General features: G+C 66.6%; 18 protein-coding genes. 3 read left to right on the forward strand and 15 right to left on the reverse strand.

The window, feature by feature from the left end:
* The coding region (locus tag GCN74_RS11105; protein WP_193317044.1) for a hypothetical protein at positions 1-310 on the reverse strand (310 nt) is incomplete at its 3' end.
* 149 nt (positions 311-459) lie between these two features.
* Between GCN74_RS11105 and GCN74_RS11110 the strand changes: the two genes are divergently transcribed.
* Positions 460-1,176 (forward strand): PhaM family polyhydroxyalkanoate granule multifunctional regulatory protein, encoded by a 717-nt coding sequence (locus GCN74_RS11110; protein WP_152256748.1) that lies wholly within the window; start codon positions 460-462, stop codon positions 1,174-1,176.
* A 22-nt stretch (positions 1,177-1,198) separates the two neighbouring features.
* Here GCN74_RS11110 and GCN74_RS11115 read toward each other — a convergent pair whose 3' ends face one another.
* From GCN74_RS11115 to GCN74_RS11165, 11 genes are all read right to left on the reverse strand, one after another.
* Complete coding sequence (locus GCN74_RS11115; protein ID WP_226938991.1) at positions 1,199-1,495, reverse strand: hypothetical protein; 297 nt, start codon at positions 1,493-1,495, stop codon at positions 1,199-1,201.
* Positions 1,479-3,209 carry a tetratricopeptide repeat-containing response regulator gene (locus GCN74_RS11120; RefSeq protein WP_152256749.1) on the reverse strand — a complete coding sequence of 577 codons (1,731 nt, stop codon included), beginning with the start codon at positions 3,207-3,209 and terminating at the stop codon, positions 1,479-1,481. Before GCN74_RS11120 ends, GCN74_RS11115 begins: the two co-directional genes overlap by 17 nt.
* Before the next feature lie 11 nt (positions 3,210-3,220).
* Positions 3,221-3,940, reverse strand: coding sequence for a sensor histidine kinase (locus GCN74_RS11125; protein ID WP_152256750.1), 720 nt, complete (start codon positions 3,938-3,940; stop codon positions 3,221-3,223).
* A gap of 156 nt (positions 3,941-4,096) precedes the next feature.
* Positions 4,097-5,890: a family 2A encapsulin nanocompartment cargo protein cysteine desulfurase gene (locus GCN74_RS11130; protein WP_152256751.1), complete on the reverse strand. Its 1,794-nt coding sequence runs from the start codon at positions 5,888-5,890 to the stop codon at positions 4,097-4,099.
* Positions 5,865-6,797 (reverse strand): family 2A encapsulin nanocompartment shell protein, encoded by a 933-nt coding sequence (locus GCN74_RS11135; RefSeq protein ID WP_071325557.1) that lies wholly within the window; start codon positions 6,795-6,797, stop codon positions 5,865-5,867. The genes GCN74_RS11130 and GCN74_RS11135 overlap by 26 nt, the downstream gene beginning before the upstream one ends.
* 132 nt (positions 6,798-6,929) lie before the next feature.
* Entirely contained in the window at positions 6,930-7,154 is a 225-nt protein-coding gene (locus GCN74_RS11140; RefSeq protein ID WP_070305409.1) for a helix-turn-helix domain-containing protein, read from the reverse strand.
* A 7-nt stretch (positions 7,155-7,161) separates the two neighbouring features.
* Positions 7,162-8,163 carry a serine O-acetyltransferase EpsC gene (gene epsC / locus GCN74_RS11145; protein ID WP_152256752.1) on the reverse strand — a complete coding sequence of 334 codons (1,002 nt, stop codon included), beginning with the start codon at positions 8,161-8,163 and terminating at the stop codon, positions 7,162-7,164.
* A 19-nt stretch (positions 8,164-8,182) separates the two neighbouring features.
* The gene (locus GCN74_RS11150; RefSeq protein ID WP_152256753.1) at positions 8,183-8,680 is read right to left on the reverse strand and encodes a rhodanese-like domain-containing protein; all 498 of its coding nucleotides are present in this window, start codon (positions 8,678-8,680) and stop codon (positions 8,183-8,185) included.
* Positions 8,681-8,892: 212 nt separating this feature from the next.
* Entirely contained in the window at positions 8,893-10,524 is a 1,632-nt protein-coding gene (gene mnmC, locus GCN74_RS11155; protein WP_152256754.1) for an FAD-dependent 5-carboxymethylaminomethyl-2-thiouridine(34) oxidoreductase MnmC, read from the reverse strand.
* Positions 10,524-11,087, reverse strand: a complete 564-nt coding sequence (locus GCN74_RS11160) for a DNA-3-methyladenine glycosylase I (RefSeq protein WP_152256851.1) — start codon at positions 11,085-11,087, stop codon at positions 10,524-10,526. Before GCN74_RS11160 ends, mnmC begins: the two co-directional genes overlap by 1 nt.
* A 40-nt stretch (positions 11,088-11,127) precedes the next feature.
* Positions 11,128-12,624, reverse strand: a complete 1,497-nt coding sequence (locus GCN74_RS11165) for a PLP-dependent aminotransferase family protein (RefSeq protein WP_152256755.1) — start codon at positions 12,622-12,624, stop codon at positions 11,128-11,130.
* Positions 12,625-12,728: 104 nt separating this feature from the next.
* Between GCN74_RS11165 and GCN74_RS11170 the strand changes: the two genes are divergently transcribed.
* Both GCN74_RS11170 and GCN74_RS11175 read left to right on the forward strand, forming a co-directional pair.
* Positions 12,729-13,190, forward strand: coding sequence for an OsmC family protein (locus GCN74_RS11170; protein WP_152256756.1), 462 nt, complete (start codon positions 12,729-12,731; stop codon positions 13,188-13,190).
* A complete protein-coding gene (locus GCN74_RS11175; protein WP_152256757.1) occupies positions 13,191-13,844 on the forward strand; it encodes an FMN-binding negative transcriptional regulator in 654 nt (217 codons plus the stop codon).
* On the opposite strand, the gene GCN74_RS11180 is transcribed toward GCN74_RS11175, so the two are convergent.
* The 3 genes from GCN74_RS11180 to GCN74_RS11190 form a co-directional block, all read right to left on the reverse strand.
* Positions 13,828-14,781, reverse strand: coding sequence for an AEC family transporter (locus GCN74_RS11180; protein ID WP_152256758.1), 954 nt, complete (start codon positions 14,779-14,781; stop codon positions 13,828-13,830). The two genes, GCN74_RS11175 and GCN74_RS11180, sit on opposite strands and share 17 nt — an antisense overlap.
* Before the next feature lie 99 nt (positions 14,782-14,880).
* Positions 14,881-15,318 (reverse strand): CHRD domain-containing protein, encoded by a 438-nt coding sequence (locus GCN74_RS11185; protein ID WP_152256759.1) that lies wholly within the window; start codon positions 15,316-15,318, stop codon positions 14,881-14,883.
* Between the two features lie 175 nt (positions 15,319-15,493).
* Positions 15,494-16,051 carry a winged helix-turn-helix transcriptional regulator gene (locus GCN74_RS11190; RefSeq protein WP_071326735.1) on the reverse strand — a complete coding sequence of 186 codons (558 nt, stop codon included), beginning with the start codon at positions 16,049-16,051 and terminating at the stop codon, positions 15,494-15,496.
* Positions 16,052-16,226 lie beyond the last annotated feature (175 nt).

Raw genomic sequence — 16,226 nt, forward strand, 5'->3', positions numbered from 1 at the left:
CGTCGCTGGCAGGCGCCGTCCACTGGGGCGTCTCGCTCGACGCCAGTTCCGTCGGCGGCGGCGGGGGCGGCGGCCTGGGCACGGGCCGCAGTTCGGGCGGCGGTGGCGGCGGTGGCGGCACCACGGGCAGGGGCTTGGGCGGCTCGGCGATCAGGGCCATGCTGACCACCTGCGCATGCTCCGGCTTCAGCGGCACCACGCTCGCATGCGAAGTCAGCCATTCCAGCGCCACGTAATGCAGTGCGCCGATGACCGCGACAAAGATGACGGTACGGCGGCGCGGTGGCGAAAAGAATGGGTCAGGCATCATAGGCTGTAGTGTAACGCTTTCGCCCCGTTTCCTGCTTCTTGCCCGTGCTCAACTCTTGATGTTTTATGTAAGAAAATGTTGGCGACTTTGCGTCAGTTGCCAACGGATATCTGCTACGCTAAGCCTATCCATCTACCAGGAGATTTCGCATGGCAAACCCGCATATGCCCCAAATACCGGGCGCAGCAGTTGTGACCGATACGCTCGACTTCGTCAAAAACCTGTGGGGCAGCATGAGCGTGCCCGGCATGGGCATGCCCGGCATCACGGCGCCCACCATGTCGGTGGAAGAACTGGACAAGAAAATCAACGACCTGAAGGCCGTCGAAGCGTGGCTGAACCTCAATACCAGCATGCTGCGCGGCAGTATCCAGGCGCTGGAAGTGCAGCGCGGCACCATCGCCACCCTGAAATCGATGGGCGCCTCGCTGGCGGCAGCCATCACCCAGCCGGGCGCCAGCGACTCGTCGCTGTTCGAATCCGTGCCCTACGCTTCCGCGTTTTTCCAGCAAGCGGCACCTGCGCCGGAAGCAAAACCGGCCCCCGCACCTGCGCCAACGCCCGCGCCCACGCCAGCTCCCGCTGCGGCGGCGCCCGGCGATGCCGGCAGCCAGGCGGCAGCCCAGCTGGCCAACCCAAGTGCCTGGTGGAATTTGTTACAAGATCAGTTCAAGCAAGCCGTCTCGACGGCGATGTCGCCCGACGCTGCCAGTGCGGCAGCGGCCAGTTTTGGCCAGGACAGCAAGGCCAAGCCGGCCGCTGGCAAGCCTGCGGACGCAGGCAAGGCAGCCAAGGCCAAGGCCCCGCTGCGCAAGGCGCCCGCGAAACGCGCAGCGCCCAAGGCCAGGACGGCAGGCAAGGCCTGACGTCCTCGTGGCGGCGATATGATCAGGCGATACGATGAATGCGGATTGCCTCGATCATGTTGTCGGCCTGGCGTTTTACGTCACCGATCGTGATCAGGCCTTCGTCGGCCAGCGCCTTGGCGTGCTCGTACGAAGACTGGAATGTTTCCAGCGTGTCTCCCTTGGCGGTGACCGGGCGTACCCAGGCAACGGCGCCGACTTTCATTTTTTTGTATACTTCATTGACCACATCACGCATAGTTTCTTCCTTATTGTTGTAAAGCAACTCAAGCACGGGCGAACCCACGCTGGCCCCTAGTTTATCATCCGGCACGCTCACGCACGGCTTTTCCCCCTTTTTCCGGTGCCGGCGGCGCATTTTCCGGCTCCGCGGCGGCCTCTTCCGGCCCCGGCGGCGGCGTCAGCTGCACCAGCTGCTCCATCAGTTGCGCGAAGCGCTGCTGCCCTGGTGCAATTTTGTCTACATACAACAACACTTCCATGGCTTCGGCCGCCAAGTCCGCCTGGTAGCCCCGCTGCTGCAGGAACGAGACGATGATTTGCGCCGAGTTGAACAGGATGCGCAGGTTGTTCGGCAGCTTTTCGCGCGCCGCGCGCATCCAGGCGACCGCTTCGTTGAGCTTGTCCGTCTTCCACAGCAGCACGCCCTTGTTCATCAAGTCCGACGCTTCCTTGCGCGAGGCGATGATCAGGCTGGTGCCCTCGTCGCCCATCTTGGCCTTGTCGAAGATCTTTTGCACCTCGTCCTGCACCACCTGGTTGTCGTGGTTGTTCTTCACCACGTAGCACAGCAGGCCGGCCGGCGCATCCTTGACGCCGACGGCAAACAGCAGGGTCGCCAGCTCCATGCAGATGTTTTTCTCGGGCCGCACCGGGTCCTCGGCCAGCATGGCTTCGAGCTCGTCGCCGCACTTGCGCGCGCGCCGGTAGTCGCCCGTTTCGTGGTGCACCATGCCTTCCGTGATCTTCGCGCGCAAGCCGATCTGCTCGGGCGCGAATTCGCGCTGCGCCAGCAGCAGCCACTGCAGCGCTTCCTTGGCATCCTTCTTCAGGCCGCACACGCGCGCCAGGCCCAGGTAGGCGTCGGGCGTTTTCATGACGGAAAACTCGCCGATGGAAATACACTTGCGGAAGGCCTTTTCCGCCATGCTGACATTGCCGATTTTCAAAGCCGCCAGCCCCAGGTTGCGCTGGCGCGGCACGGAATTGGGCGACAGGCGCGCCGCCTTTTCCAGCACGCCGCACGCTTCCTCGTGCTGGCCCATCAGCTGGTAGGCAACGGCCATCTGGTCGTAGGCGTCGATGTAATACTTGTTTTCCACGATCACGCCCTGGAAGATCTGCCGCGCCGCCTCGTGCTCGCCGTTGTTCATGCGGATCTTGCCCAGGCCCGCCCTGGCCCAGCTGTAATCGCGGTCGGCCAGCACTTTTTCATACACGGCGCGGGCCTTTTCCGGCTCGCCGCTCTTCAGCAGCAAGGATGCCTTCATGCGCAGCAGTTCCAGCTCGTGCAGCTTGTTGAGCTCGATCTGCGCGTCGCACAGTTTGGCCGCGCGCAGATAATCCTTTTCCATGCAGGCCTGGTCGATTTCGCGGAATACCTGCTTCTTGTGCCACACGCGGTTCAGGCGCGTCAGCAGCACGCCTTCCGTGATGGGCTTGATCAGGTAGGCGTCGGGCTGGTGCTCGGCCGCGCCCATCACCGATTCCACGCTTTTCTCGGCCGACACCATCAGCCACACGCTCGACGGCGCCGTCAGGTTGCGCACGCGCGTCTCTTCCAGCACTTGCTGGCCATTCTTGCCTTCGCCCAGGTTGTAGTCGCACAGCACCACGTCGTAGCGCGTCTTGGCCAGCAGCTTCATGGCTTCGCCGCCGCTGGCCGCCTGGTCGATATGGCGCGCGCCCAGGTTGCGCAGGGATTCGCGCAGCAGGATGCGGATGCCGATGAAATCGTCGACCAGCAGATAATGTTTGTCGGCCCAGTCGGTGCTGCCCGCTTCGGCGGCCGTGGCGTGGCTGTCTGTCGTCATGGATTCCTCGTTCAGGGCAGGCGCAGGATGAAACAGCCGCCGCCCAGGGCGCCGCCGTTTTCCAGGGCGATGCTGCCGCTGCTGCCCCGGTGCTTGTGCATCTTCGCCACTTCGCTGGAAAAATACAGGCCCAGTCCCGTGCTGTTGGTGGAAAAATTCACGCCGGCCGCCATGCCATCCATGGCCGCGCTGCCCGCGTCGAGCAAGGCCTGCGTATAGCCGTCGCCATTGTCTTCCACGCGCAGCTCCAGCACCTCGCCCGCCTGGCGCACCGACAGGCGGATCGTGTCGCGCGTGTAGCGGATGGCGTTGTTGATGGCATGCGCGAGCACGCCGATGACCAGGTCTTCATCCAGGGTCCAGATCAGTTCCGGCGGGCAGGCCGTCTCCAGGCGGATGCCTTTCGAGGCCAGCAGGATCTTTTCCTGGTCCACCACCTGGTCGATCACCTGGCCCACCAGCTGCGGCTGCACGTCGAACGGATAGCCGGGCTTGCCCACTTCCTTGTACAGGGCCAGCAGCTGGATCAGGTTATCGTTGAGACGCTTGGTCTGGTACAGCATCTGCGCCATCTGCAGGTAGGCCGGGTCCGCCTGCGGGACGTCTTTTGCCTGCTCGGCCGCCAGCAGGGATTCCAGCGTACCGCTGAGTACGCTGATCGAATTTTTCATGTCGTGCACGGTCGACGCCAGGAACAGGAAAAGCTCGGGCGAGCTGTGTTGATCTTCCACCGGATATCTCCTTGGGCCGCAGCTTGAATATTGCCAAGGATAAATTATACCGCCAGCATGCGGGCGCCAGCCAGCCGCGCGCAAAGTCCGTGACATGACGCAACAATGCCGCCCCCGCTGGCACAGGGGCGGCATTGGACGGCCAGGCCGGCAGGGTCAGCGCCGCGCGCCCGCCAGGCGGCGCACCACCGCGACCAGGCGGTCGATCTCCTCATACGTGTTGTAGAACGCGAACGAGGGCCGCACGGTCGCTTCCACGCCGAAGCGGCGCAGGATCGGCTGGGCACAGTGGTGGCCCGAGCGCACGGCGATGCCTTCGTCGTTCAGGGCCCGCCCCACTTCCGCCGGCTCGTAGCCGGCCAGCACGAACGACGCCACGCTGGCCTTTTCGAACGCCGTGCCGATCAGGCGCACGCCAGCGATGCCCTGCAACTGGTGCGTCGCGTATTCCAGCAGCGCGTGCTCGTAGGCGGCGATGTTTTCCAGGCCGATGCGCTGCACATAGTCGATGGCCGCGCCCAGGCCCACGGCATCGGCGATATTGCCCGTGCCCGCCTCGAAACGGTTCGGCACGCCCTGGTAGACGGTGCGCTCGAACGTGACGTCGGCGATCATGTTGCCGCCGCCCTGCCAGGGCGGCATCTGCTCCAGCAAGTCCGCCTTGCCATACACGGCGCCGATGCCCGTCGGACCGAACACCTTGTGCCCCGAGAACACGTAGAAATCCGCATCCAGCGCCTGCACGTCCACGCGCAGGTGCGACACGGCCTGCGCGCCGTCGACCAGCACGCGCACGCCGGCCGCATGCGCCAGCGCGATGATCTGCGCCACGGGCGTCACCGTTCCCAGCGCATTCGACACCTGCGTCACGGACACCAGCCTGGTGCGCCCGTTGAGCAGCTTGCGGAATTCATCGAGGAGGATCTGCCCGCTGTCGTCGACGGGAATCACGCGCAGGGTCGCGCCCTTTTCCGCCGCCAGTTGCTGCCACGGCACGATATTGGCGTGGTGCTCGAGCTGCGAGACGATGATTTCGTCGCCGCTGCCGATGTATTTCCGGCCGAAGGTATTGGCGATCAGGTTGATGCCTTCCGTGGCGCCCCGCACGAAGATGATTTCATTGGCCGAGGCGGCGCCCAGGAAACTCGCCACCTTGGCGCGCGCGGCTTCGTACGCATCGCTGGCGCGCGCCGCCAGCGCATGGGCCGCGCGGTGGATGTTCGAATTTTCGTGCGCATAGAAATACGACACGCGGTCGATCACCGACTGCGGCTTGTGCGTGGTGGCCGCATTGTCGAACCAGGCCAGCGGCTTGCCGTTGACCCGCTCGGCCAGCACGGGAAAGTCGCGCCGCACGGCATGCACGTCGAACGGTGCGGGCGCCTGGCGCGGGCCAGGCGCCGCCGCCGAGGGCAGCTCGGTCTGGAAATAGAACGCGGGCTGGCCGTGTGACGGCGCCACCGGCAGCTGGCGCGCGGGCGCGCGCTGCGGCGCGGCAAACAGGCCCCGCAGATCATCGGGCGCCGCCTGTCCCAGCCCCTGCCGCGCCAGGCCATCGAGCTTGCCGTGCGAGACGGGATAGCCATGCGCGCCGCCGACAAAATAATACGGCGACGGCGCACCGATGCCCGACGCGCGCGGCGTGGGGATCGAGGCCGGCGACGGCGCCAGCGGCGACTCCGGCGGCGCCGTCACGGGCGGCACCTGCGCCGTCGCCACGCCGGGAACGATGGCGGCAAACGATGGACCGGGCTGCGGCGGCGGACGGTTGGCATAGCGGGGCGCCGCATCGAGCACGCTGCCGGAACCACCGAGGCTGGGAGATTTATCCAAGCCCGGCAGACGCGCAAAGAATTCACCGGCCAGGCGGTTCAGGGTCGCCTCGTCGGGCAGGAGGGACGACGGCGCCAGGGCCGCCGCACCATCACTTGTAGGTGTCTGGGTAGTCATGGTATTTACCGATCTCCACGTCTTCCAGTACGGCCAGCGCATCGTCCGTCAGCACGGCCAGCGAGCAATACAGCGAAATCAGGTAGGACGAAATCGCGTGGCGGTTGATGCCCATGAAGCGCACGGACAGGCCCGGGCTCTGCTCGCCCGCCAGGCCAGGCTGGAACAGGCCGATCACGCCCTGGCGCTGCTCGCCCGCGCGCAGCAGGATGATCTTCGTCTTGCCGTCTTCGATGGGCAGCTTGTCGGACGGTACCAGCGGCACGCCGCGCCACGTGAGGAACTGCGAGCCGAACAGGCTGACGGTGGGCGGCGGCACGCCGCGGCGCGTGCATTCGCGGCCAAAGGCGGCAATGGCCAGCGGGTGGGCGAGGAAGAAGCCCGGCTCCTTCCACACTTTGGTCAGCAGTTCGTCGAGGTCGTCCGGCGTGGGCGCGCCCGTCAGGGTAAAGATGCGCTGGTCGTCGTGCACGCTGGCCAGCAGGCCGTAGTCGGGATTGTTGATCAATTCGCTTTCCTGGCGCTCCTTGATCGTCTCGATGGTCAGGCGCAGCTGCTCCTTGATCTGGTCGTGCGGGCTGCTGTACAGGTCCGACACGCGCGTGTGCACGTCGAGCACCGTGCTGACGGCATTGAGGAAATATTCGCGCGGCTGGTCGTCGTAGTCGACAAAGGTTTGCGGCAGTTCCGATTCGTCGCGCTGCGAACAGGCCACGCGCACGTCCTTCGGATTCTTCACGCGGTTCAGGCGGTAGATACCCGCTTCCACGGGCAGCCATTGCAGCAGGTGCACGAGCCAGCGCGGCGTGATCGTGGACAGCTGGGGGACGCTCTTGCTTGCATTGGCCAGCTGGCGCGCGGCGTTATCGCCCAGCGCGAACTGGCTATCGGGGGTTGCTTCGGCCATCAACGACTCCTCATGAGAAAAGTGAATATGCTTATCTGAAAAACAAATAAAGTATCGATTACCCCTCTCACTTCCTCAACATGCTATCGCCACCAATGCAGCGTTTAATCCACCCGCTTTAATCGACCCGCTTTAATCGACCAATTCCGGCTCGCAGCGCGCCATCAGGCCCGCCAGGCCGACGCCCAGCGCGACGGCCAGTTTTTCCACCGTCAGCAGCGACGGCGTGGCGGCGCCCCGTTCGATCTCGCCGATGAACGAGCGGTTCAAGTCGGCCGCTTCGGCCAGGCGCTCCTGCGACCAGCCGTGCCCTTCGCGCAACTGGCGCACGGCCAGTCCAAACTGTTTGATCAACATGCTGTCCTCATGGGTGATGGGCAATGGCGGAATGCGGTGCAACGGTAGCGGCGAGGGCCGGCAATTCGGCTGCCTCCTGCTGGCTGTGCGCTTGCGTGACATGGCTGCCTGGCGCCACGCTGCGGGTCAGCCAGACATTGCCGCCGATGACGGAGCCCTGGCCGATGGTCACCCGTCCCAGGATCGTCGCGCCCGCATAGATGACCACGTCGTCCTGCACGATGGGATGGCGCGCCAGCCCTTTTTTCAACACGCCGTCGGCGCCGGCGGGAAAGCGCTTGGCGCCCAGGGTGACGGCCTGATAAATGCGCACCCGTTCGCCGATGATGGCCGTCTCGCCGATCACCACGCCCGTGCCATGATCGATGAAAAAGCTGCTGCCGATGATGGCGCCCGGGTGGATGTCGATGCCCGTCTGCGAATGGGCCACTTCGGCGATGATGCGCGCCACCAGCGGCGCGCCCAGCGCATACAAGGCATGCGCGAGGCGGTAATGGATGATGGCCAGGATGCCCGGATAGCACAGCAGCACCTCATCGACGCTGTGCGCGGCCGGGTCGCCATGGAAGGCGGCCGCCACGTCCGTGTCGAGCTGGGCGCGGATGCGCGGCAGCGCGCGGGCGAAGCGCTGCACGATGGCCAGCGCCTGCTGCTCGATGGAGACCGTCTGCTGCAGGCCGTGCTGGCGCGCGTGATAACTGAGTTCGCGCCGCACCTGTTCGTGCAAGCCCGTCAGGGTCGTGTCGAGCGTGTGGCCGACAAAGAAATCCTCGCTCTCCTGCTGCAGGTCGAGGGGCCCCAGGCGCATGGGGAACAGGGCCGCGCACAGGGCGCCCACGATATCGCGCAAATGCTGGCGCGACGGGAATTCGCGCGCGCCGCACTCCTGGCTGCTGGCCAGTCCTTCGCGCCACTGCTCGCGCACGGCGCGCAATTCATCGACGATCTGGCGCAGTTCCCATTGCGGCTGCGCGGCAAGGGAAGCAGGGGGAGTGGCTCGCTGGTTCATGGTGGTCCTGAAGGGAGATTTAATCTTGCAGCCAAGGCAAACTGTGCCAGCGCCAGCCGCCGCTGTGGCCCCGCTGCTGCTGTTCATCGAGGTCGCCCTCGAAGCCTTGCGCGATATTGAAGACGTGCGTAAAACCAGCCTTGGCCGCCGCTTCGGCCGCCAGCGCCGAGCGCTTGCCGCTGCGGCACAGCAGCACCACGACGGCCTCCTTGCCGCCCGCCTTGGCTTCCAGTTCGCGCGTAAAGCGGGGATTGCGGTTCATGGACGTGCCGGTAGCCCAGGCCACGTGCAGCGAGGCGGGCACATAGCCGACGAACGTGCGCTCCTCGTTCGTGCGCACGTCGACCAGCACGGCTTTGCCGGCCTGCACCAGCTGCCACGCATCCTGCGCGCTGACGATGCCCGCATACGGCAAGCCCTGCGCCTGCGCCTGGGCGCGCGCATGCTTGAGCACTTCCTCGAACGCCCCTGCGCCATGCGCGGCGCGGGGATCGAACACCAGTTCTGCAGCAGCCATCTTTCCACCTCTTCATTCCGTCGTCAAAAACATGCACAAGCCCACTGTAGCGAACTTATGTTGTTCGGAAAACAAATTAAAAAGAGTTTGGAAAGCTGAAAAACGTATATGGAGCCGTGGAGGGGGGCGGACCCGCACACGCGTTGGCGCCAGGCTTGGCGTCAGCGGTGTCGGGGGTCCGCCCCCAGCCCTCGCCTGCTCTGCGCCAACGCTCAACCAGCCCGGCGGCGCTCGCGCAGTAAAAATCGCGCGGGATCGAGCGCCTCCGCCAGCTGGCGCTCCAGCGGCAGCGGCTCGCCCTCGAGCTGGCAGGCCAGCAGTTCGGCCGCCAGCGGCGCCCAGATCAGGCCGCGCGACGCGTAGCCGAGCAAGCCAAACAGGCCGGGCCAGCGGGGCACGTCGCGCAGGCGCTCGCAGCGGCCCGGCACGCCGGGATCGGGCAAGGCGCCCGCCAGCGGCAGGCGGTCCGGCGCCACGCAGCGAAAACCCGTGCGTCCGGCCAGCGGCGCATCGAACACGGGAACGTCGAGGATATCGGCGATCTTGCGGATATTCTCGTGCTGGCTGGTCGCGCGCACCGTGGCATCCGCCTCGGCGTCGTAGGTGGCGCCGACGCACACAAGGCCCTCATGCGCCGGCGTCATGTAGGCTTCGCGGCAGGCGACAAACGGCAGCGATGGCAGGCTGCCTGCGGCCAGGTGCGTGACCTGGCCGCGCACGGCGTCCAGCGGCAGGTCCGCCGCCTGCGCAAAATCGACCGCCCCCGTGCCGGCCGCCAGGATGACGGTGGGCGCCGCTGCGATCAGGCCGCCGTCGGCATCGCGCACCAGCCATTCCTCGTCGCCGCGCTCCAGGCGCAAGGCGCTGCTGGAAAAGCGCCGCGTCAGCAAGGCGCCGCAGGCATCCAGCATGGCCGCGCAGACGGAAGACGGGCGCGCCCAGCCGCCCTGTTCGAACCACCAGGCGCCATCGGGTGCCGGCGCGCCCAGCATGGCGCTCGCCTCGGACGCGTCCAGCCAGCGGGCGAACTGGCGCGGATACAGGCCGCTGGCGGCGATCTGCCGCTGCACCTGCGCATGCGCGCCGTCGCGCGCCAGCTGCAGCACGCCGCATTGCGCGCCATCGAAGGCGGCGCCGATGCCGCCCAGGTCTTTCCAGTAGCGCAGCGAGTACAGGTAGGCGGCGCGCACCAGGCGGGTGGCGATATTGTCGTCCTTCGACAGCTGCGGCATGAAGATGCCCGCCAGGTTGCCCGACGCTTCGCTGGCCGGCTGCGCGTGGCGCTCGACCAGGGTCACTTTCCAGCCCCGGGCGGCCAGCCGTTCGCAGGCGGCCGCGCCGGCCACGCCCGCGCCGATGACGATGGCGCGCCGCTCGGGCGCCACGGCAGCCACGTGCTCGCCACGCCGCGCATAAAACACGGCGCGCAAACGGCTCTCGTCGAAGACAAAACCGTTCTTTTGCAGCGCCGCGCGCTGCGCCTCGTCGAGATGCACGGCCTGCAGGCGGGCGCCGTCCACCAGCAGGCGCGCCAGCAGCGTCACAGCGGCAGGCACCCACGCCAGCAGCACTTCGTCGATGCGCGCCGCTACCTGCGCCAGGCATACCTCCGGCTCGCCGATCAGCACGTCGAGGGTCAGCAAGCCATCGCGCGAAACCATGCGGTGCAGGCCAGGCACGCAGGGCGGCCATTGCATGCGCCATTCCTCTGGCAGGTGGCTGGCGTCGACGGGACGCGGCGCCAGCGCGATGTAATGCAGGCGGCGCCCGCCATGCGCGGCACAGGCGGCGCGCAGGCGCGCACCGTCAAAATCCGTGTCGAGCAGGACCAGCGCGCGGCGCATCAACGGCCCGCGCGGCAAAAACAGGCAGGCGCATGGTCGTCGACCATGCCGATACCCTGCATGTAGGCGTAGACGATGGTCGAGCCGACAAACTTGAAGCCCCGCTTGAGCAAGTCTTTCGACAATTTGTCGGACAAATCCGTCCTGGCGGGACGCTCGCCGGGCTGCCAGCTGTTGACGATGGGCTGGCCATCGACATACGCCCACAGGAAGCCGTCCAGGGTCTGCCCTTGCGCGCGCAGGCGCAGATAGGCTTGCGCATTCGTGATGGCCGCCGCCACCTTCAAGCGGTTGCGCACGATGCCGGGGTCCGCCAGCAGCTGCGCCACCTTGTCCGGGCCATACGCGGCGATTTTTTCCGCATCCCAGCCGTCGAAGGCCGCACGGTAGGTGTCGCGCTTGTTGAGGATGGTTTCCCAGCTCAGGCCCGCCTGCGCGCCTTCCAGGTTCAGCATTTCGAACAGCCGGCGCTCGTCGTGGCAGGGCACGCCCCACTCCGTGTCGTGATACGCAAGGTAGCGGGGATTGGCCGGATTGGCCCAGGAGCAGCGGGTCGTATTCATGGTCATGGTGTCTTCGTGTGCAGGCAAGTGCCAGTATAGTTTATCGGCCGCGCAGGATGCGCCCCAGTTCCTGCAGGCCGTGCGCCATCTCGGCAGGGGGAATCGCGGCAAAGCCCAGCAGCAGCCCTGGCGGCGTGGCGCAGGCGGGGCCGGCGTCGGGGTCCGCATAATGGCCCAGCGGGCGCAGTTCGATGCCCCGTTCCAGTCCCGCGCGCGACACCGTTTCTTCGTCGTGCCCGCCGCGAAAATACGCGCACAGTTCCAGGCCGCTGTCGGCCGGACCGCACATGAGCTGGTCGTCCAGTTCGCGCGCAATGCCGCGCACCAGCTGGTCGCGCCGTTCGGCATTGCTGTCGCGCGTGCGGCGGATGTGCCGGCCGAAGTGGCCTTCGGCGATGAAGTCGGCCAGCGCCATCTGCGGCACGATGGCCGTGTGCCGGTCCATCACGGCCTTGGCCTGCACCAGCGCCTCGGCCAGCGCGGGCGGCGCCACCATATAGCCCAGGCGCAGCCCGGGAAACAACACCTTCGAGAGGGTGCCCACGTACACCACGCAGCCGGCCCGGTCCAGGCTTTGCAGGGAGGCCAGCGGCGCGCCCGTGTAGCGGTATTCGCTGTCGTAATCGTCTTCCACCACCCACGCCTTGTGCTGCGCCGCCCAGGCCAGCAGGGCCAGGCGGCGAGGCAAGCTCATGCTCACGCCCAGCGGCAGCTGGTGCGATGGCGTCACGTAGGCCAGCTTGGCCTGCGGACAGTGCGCCACGCCATACGCCACGTCCAGCCCCTGCGCATCGACGGGGACGGGAAACACGCGGGCGCCGGCCGCGCGCAGCGGGCCGCTGGCGCCACGGTAACCTGGCGACTCCATCCAGGCCGCGTCGCCGGGCGCCAGCAGGATGGTCGACAGCATGAACAGCGCCTGCTGCGAACCCGAGGTGATGACGATCTGCTGCGGCGTGCACTGGACCCCGCGCGACGCCTTCAGGTACACGCACAGCAGTTCGCGCAGCGGCAGGTAGCCGGCCGGATCGCTGTAGCCGAACTGGTGGTCGGGGCGGCGCCAGCGCCGCGCCTCCAGGCGGTTCCACACGTCGAACGGGAAATGGTCGATGCGCGGCATGCCGACGCGAAAAGCCCGCAGCGGGCCACGGTGTATCGCCACCTGGCGCATGGCTGCCACCACGCCCTGTCCGCGCACCGACAGGGGCCGCAGCAGGCCGGGCGCGTCCATCTTGCCGGCCGGCGCGGCCATGGACACGGGCAGCGGAACGTCGCGGCTGACAAAGGTGCCGCGCCCCACGGCGCCATCGAGATAGCCTTCCGCCACCAGCAGCGCATACGCATTGAGCACGGTCTGGCGCGACACGGCCAGCAGGCGGCAAAAGTCGCGCGTGGGCGGCAGCTGCATGCCGGGACTCATGCGGCCATCGAGGATGGCGGCCTTGATGGCCGCATACAGCTGGCGAAACAGGGGCTCGATGGCGCCGCGCCGCAGCGGCAAGGAGGCGATGATCTGGTTCAGGTGCGTGGCGGGCATGGAGATCCTCAAATTGGTAGCTTCAAGATAGCACTTATTGGCTGTTTTAAATAGCCAAGACTGGCGCTAAGATGGCGTATCCCCCTGACTCCCGTGGAGCATCCATGCATCAGTTTTTCGCCACCGTGGCCTGGCAGCGCGACGGCCAGGATTTCGCCGGCCAGCGCTACAGCCGCGGCCATGAATGGCAGTTCGACGGCGGCCTGACGGTCCCCGCCTCGTCCTCGCCCCTGTCCGTGCCGCTGCCCATGTCGGTGGCGGAAAATATCGATCCGGAAGAAGCGCTGGTGGCCGCCACGTCGAGCTGCCACATGCTGTTCTTCCTGTCGCTGGCGGCGCAGCGCGGCTACGTCATCGACGACTACCGCGACGATGCCGTCGGCGAGCTGGGAAAAAATGCCGCCGGGCGCCTGGCCATGACGCGCATCGTGCTGCGTCCGCGTATCGTCTTCGCGGGTGAGGCGCCTTCGCCCGAGGCGCTGGCCGCCCTGCACCACGACGCGCACGAGCGCTGCTACATCGCCAATTCGCTGACGGCCGAGGTGGTGGTGGAAGGAGTCCACTAGATGTACACGCCCGCCAGCTTCCGCGAAGAGCGCCTCGACGTGCTGCATGGCCTGATGGCCGCCCATCCCCTGGGCGCGCTGGTGCGCCACGGCGAAGACGGTTTATGCGCCGACCACCTGCCGTTCGAGATCGCCGCGCCCACGCGCGAGGCCCCGTTCGGCATCCTGCGCGCCCACGTGGCGCGCGCCAACCCGCTGTGGCGCGCCGCCGGCGGCAGCGCTGACTGCATGGTGATCTTCCAGGGGCCGCACGCCTACATCACGCCCGCCTGGTATGCGGAAAAGCAGCGCAGCGGCAAGGAAGTCCCCACGTACAACTACGCAGTCGTGCATGCCCACGGTCCCCTGCGCGCCATCGATGACGCGGCGTGGCTGCTGGGATTGGTGGAACGGCTGACGGCGCGCCACGAGGCAGCTCAAGCCGCGCCGTGGCAAGTGGGCGATGCGCCGGCCGGCTATATCGACAAGCTGCTGAAGGCCATCGTCGGCATCGAAATCCCCCTCGCGCGCCTGGAGGGGAAATGGAAGCTGGGGCAGAACCGCAGCATGCAGGACCAGGCCAGCATGGCGCACGGCCTGGCGCAGGACCCCGAGCCGGGAGCGGCGCAGGCCCTGGGCGCGCTGATCGCCGCCAACGTCAAGTCAGCCAGCTGACGGCCGCCGAAAACGTCAGGAACGACAGCGCCGTCGATACCAGAATGATGCGGGCGATGCGCGCCGTGTTCGCCCCAAAGCGTTCCGACAGCAGCGCGACATTGCTGGCGCTGGGCAGGCACGCCACCAGCACCATGCAGGTGAGCGCAAACGGATCGAGCGGCGCGCCCAGCGCGATGGCCGCATGGCCGGCGCCCCACACCAGCAGCGGATGCAGCAGCAGTTTTTTCAGCGCCACCGGCACGTACTCTTTCATCGGCGCCGGGTCGGCCGTGCTCATCTGCGAACGGGCCAGCACGGCGCCGATGGTAAACAGGGCCACCGGCGAGGCGGCATCGGCCAGCAAGCCCACCGTCTGCATCAACGGCTTGGGCATGGCCAGTTCCAGCCACGACGACAAGGCGCCCAGCACGATGGCCCACGGCATGGGATTGCCCGCCATGCCCTTCAAGGCATTCATGACGGCCGCGCGGCTGCCGTGCGCGCCGCCGCTGCCGATGCGCGACAGGGCGATGCACAGCGAGCTGGTGATGAGCATGTCGACCACGATGGTGACGATGACGGGGCCCGAGGAACGGGGGCCGAGCAGGGTCAATAGCAGGGGCACGCCCATGAAACCCGTGTTCGGGAACGCCGCCACCAGCGCGCCGAAGGCGGCATTGTTCCAGTCGATGCGGTGGCTCAGGGTCATGGCCGCGGTGACACCCACCATGATCAGGGCGCACAGCAGATAGACGCCGAAGACGCTGGCGTCGAGCAGCTGGGCGATGGGCGTGGCGGCGCCGAAGCGGTACAGCATGCACGGCAGCGCGAAGTACAGCACAAAACTGTTCAAGCCGCCGATGGCGGCCAGCGGCAGCAAGGCGCGCCGCACGGCCAGGTAGCCGCACAGCACCAGCGCGAAGAAGGGAAAGGTGATGGCAAGGATGGTCAGCATGGAGCGCCATTGTAGCGCGCCCCCGCGCGGCATCCGCTGGCGCAAAAAAAGGCCGCTCGCGCGGCCCAAGGAGGTTTTCGGAAAAACGCGGGCGGCCCGCTAGGGCTTGAGCTGGGCGCGGATCTCGCCGGCCGGGTAGGCGGCGCTATGCACGTTCACGTACAGGTTGCCGGCCTGGTAGCTCGCATACTGGGGCGGCGTGAGCATGCTGCCGGCCGGCACGGCAAACATGCCGGCGCCAGTCTGCACCAGGGGCACGATGACGGGGCCGTTGGCGCCGACGGGCGCTTCATGGATGTGCGCGACGGTGGCCACCATGCCCGTGTAGCGCACGCCGCCGCTGACGCTGCGGTCGTGGGCGACGCGGATATTGCTGCTGCCGCTGGCCGTGCTGGTATTGGCCGGCACTTCCTGCGCGCCCGTCAAGGTAACGTCATGGCCGCCCGGCTGGTGCGGGCCATGGGAACAGGCGCCCAGCAGGGTTGCCAGCGCCAGCACGGTGGCGGCGCGGCGCGCGTGTTGTTGCAATGTGCTCATCGCAGTACTCCTTCAACGGACATCGGCTCACGGATGGCGCCCTGCCCCGCACAGCCGGGCCTACGCCGCACTTGCACTACCTGGTGCGAGAGTACTCCCAGGCCGCGCCGCCCGCTTTGCTTTTCGCCAAACTTGCCGCGCGTGCCGGCCAATTCCCGGCAACATCGCGCGGCGATCAGGCCAGATGCCCTTCCGCCACCCAGCCCCGGTTGGCGGCGGGCGCCTTCGGCTTGGGTGCGATGCCGCTGCTTTTTTCCGCGTCGAGGATGATGCTGCGCATGCTGTCGCTGGCCGCCGGTCCTGGCGCGAACGCATAGTACTCGTCATTGATGGGCAGGCCCGTCATGGCGTCGACCAGCACCGGATCGGCGGCCAGGCCCGTGTCGCGGCTGGCGATGACGAGGCTGGCGCCTTCGGGTGCGAAGTTCTCGTTACCCCAGGCAATAAACGCCAGCAGGACGGGCTTGAAGGCGCGCCCGGACTTGGTCAGCACATAGTCGTAGCGGGGCGGCTTGGCGCAGTACAGGCGGCGCGTCATCAAGCCCCCTTCGACCAGGTCGGCCAGGCGGCGCGTCAGGATGGTGGGCGCAATCTTGAGGCTTTTTTCAAATTCGTCGAAACGCGTCTTGCCGTAAAACGCTTCGCGCAGGATGAGGATGCTCCACCATTCGCCCACCTTGCCCAGGCTGCGTGCGATCGGGCAGGGCAAATTATTAAAGTTGGTATGTTTCATGACCATCTCCTCACGTTGATTCAACACAACAATCAAAAAAGTATTTCAGTTGCAGTACAGAAACTTAGTTACTATCATCTTGAAAGCTTCGTTCACCCCATGATGGCGGCCTGAAAATACGCACAAACTCACACTTTTCTTGTTCCAGTACAATCATGGCTCGTTCTGCTCCCCT

The sequence above is a fragment of the Janthinobacterium sp. FT14W genome, from assembly GCF_009208755.1.
Taxonomy (GTDB): domain Bacteria; phylum Pseudomonadota; class Gammaproteobacteria; order Burkholderiales; family Burkholderiaceae_D; genus Janthinobacterium; species Janthinobacterium violaceinigrum.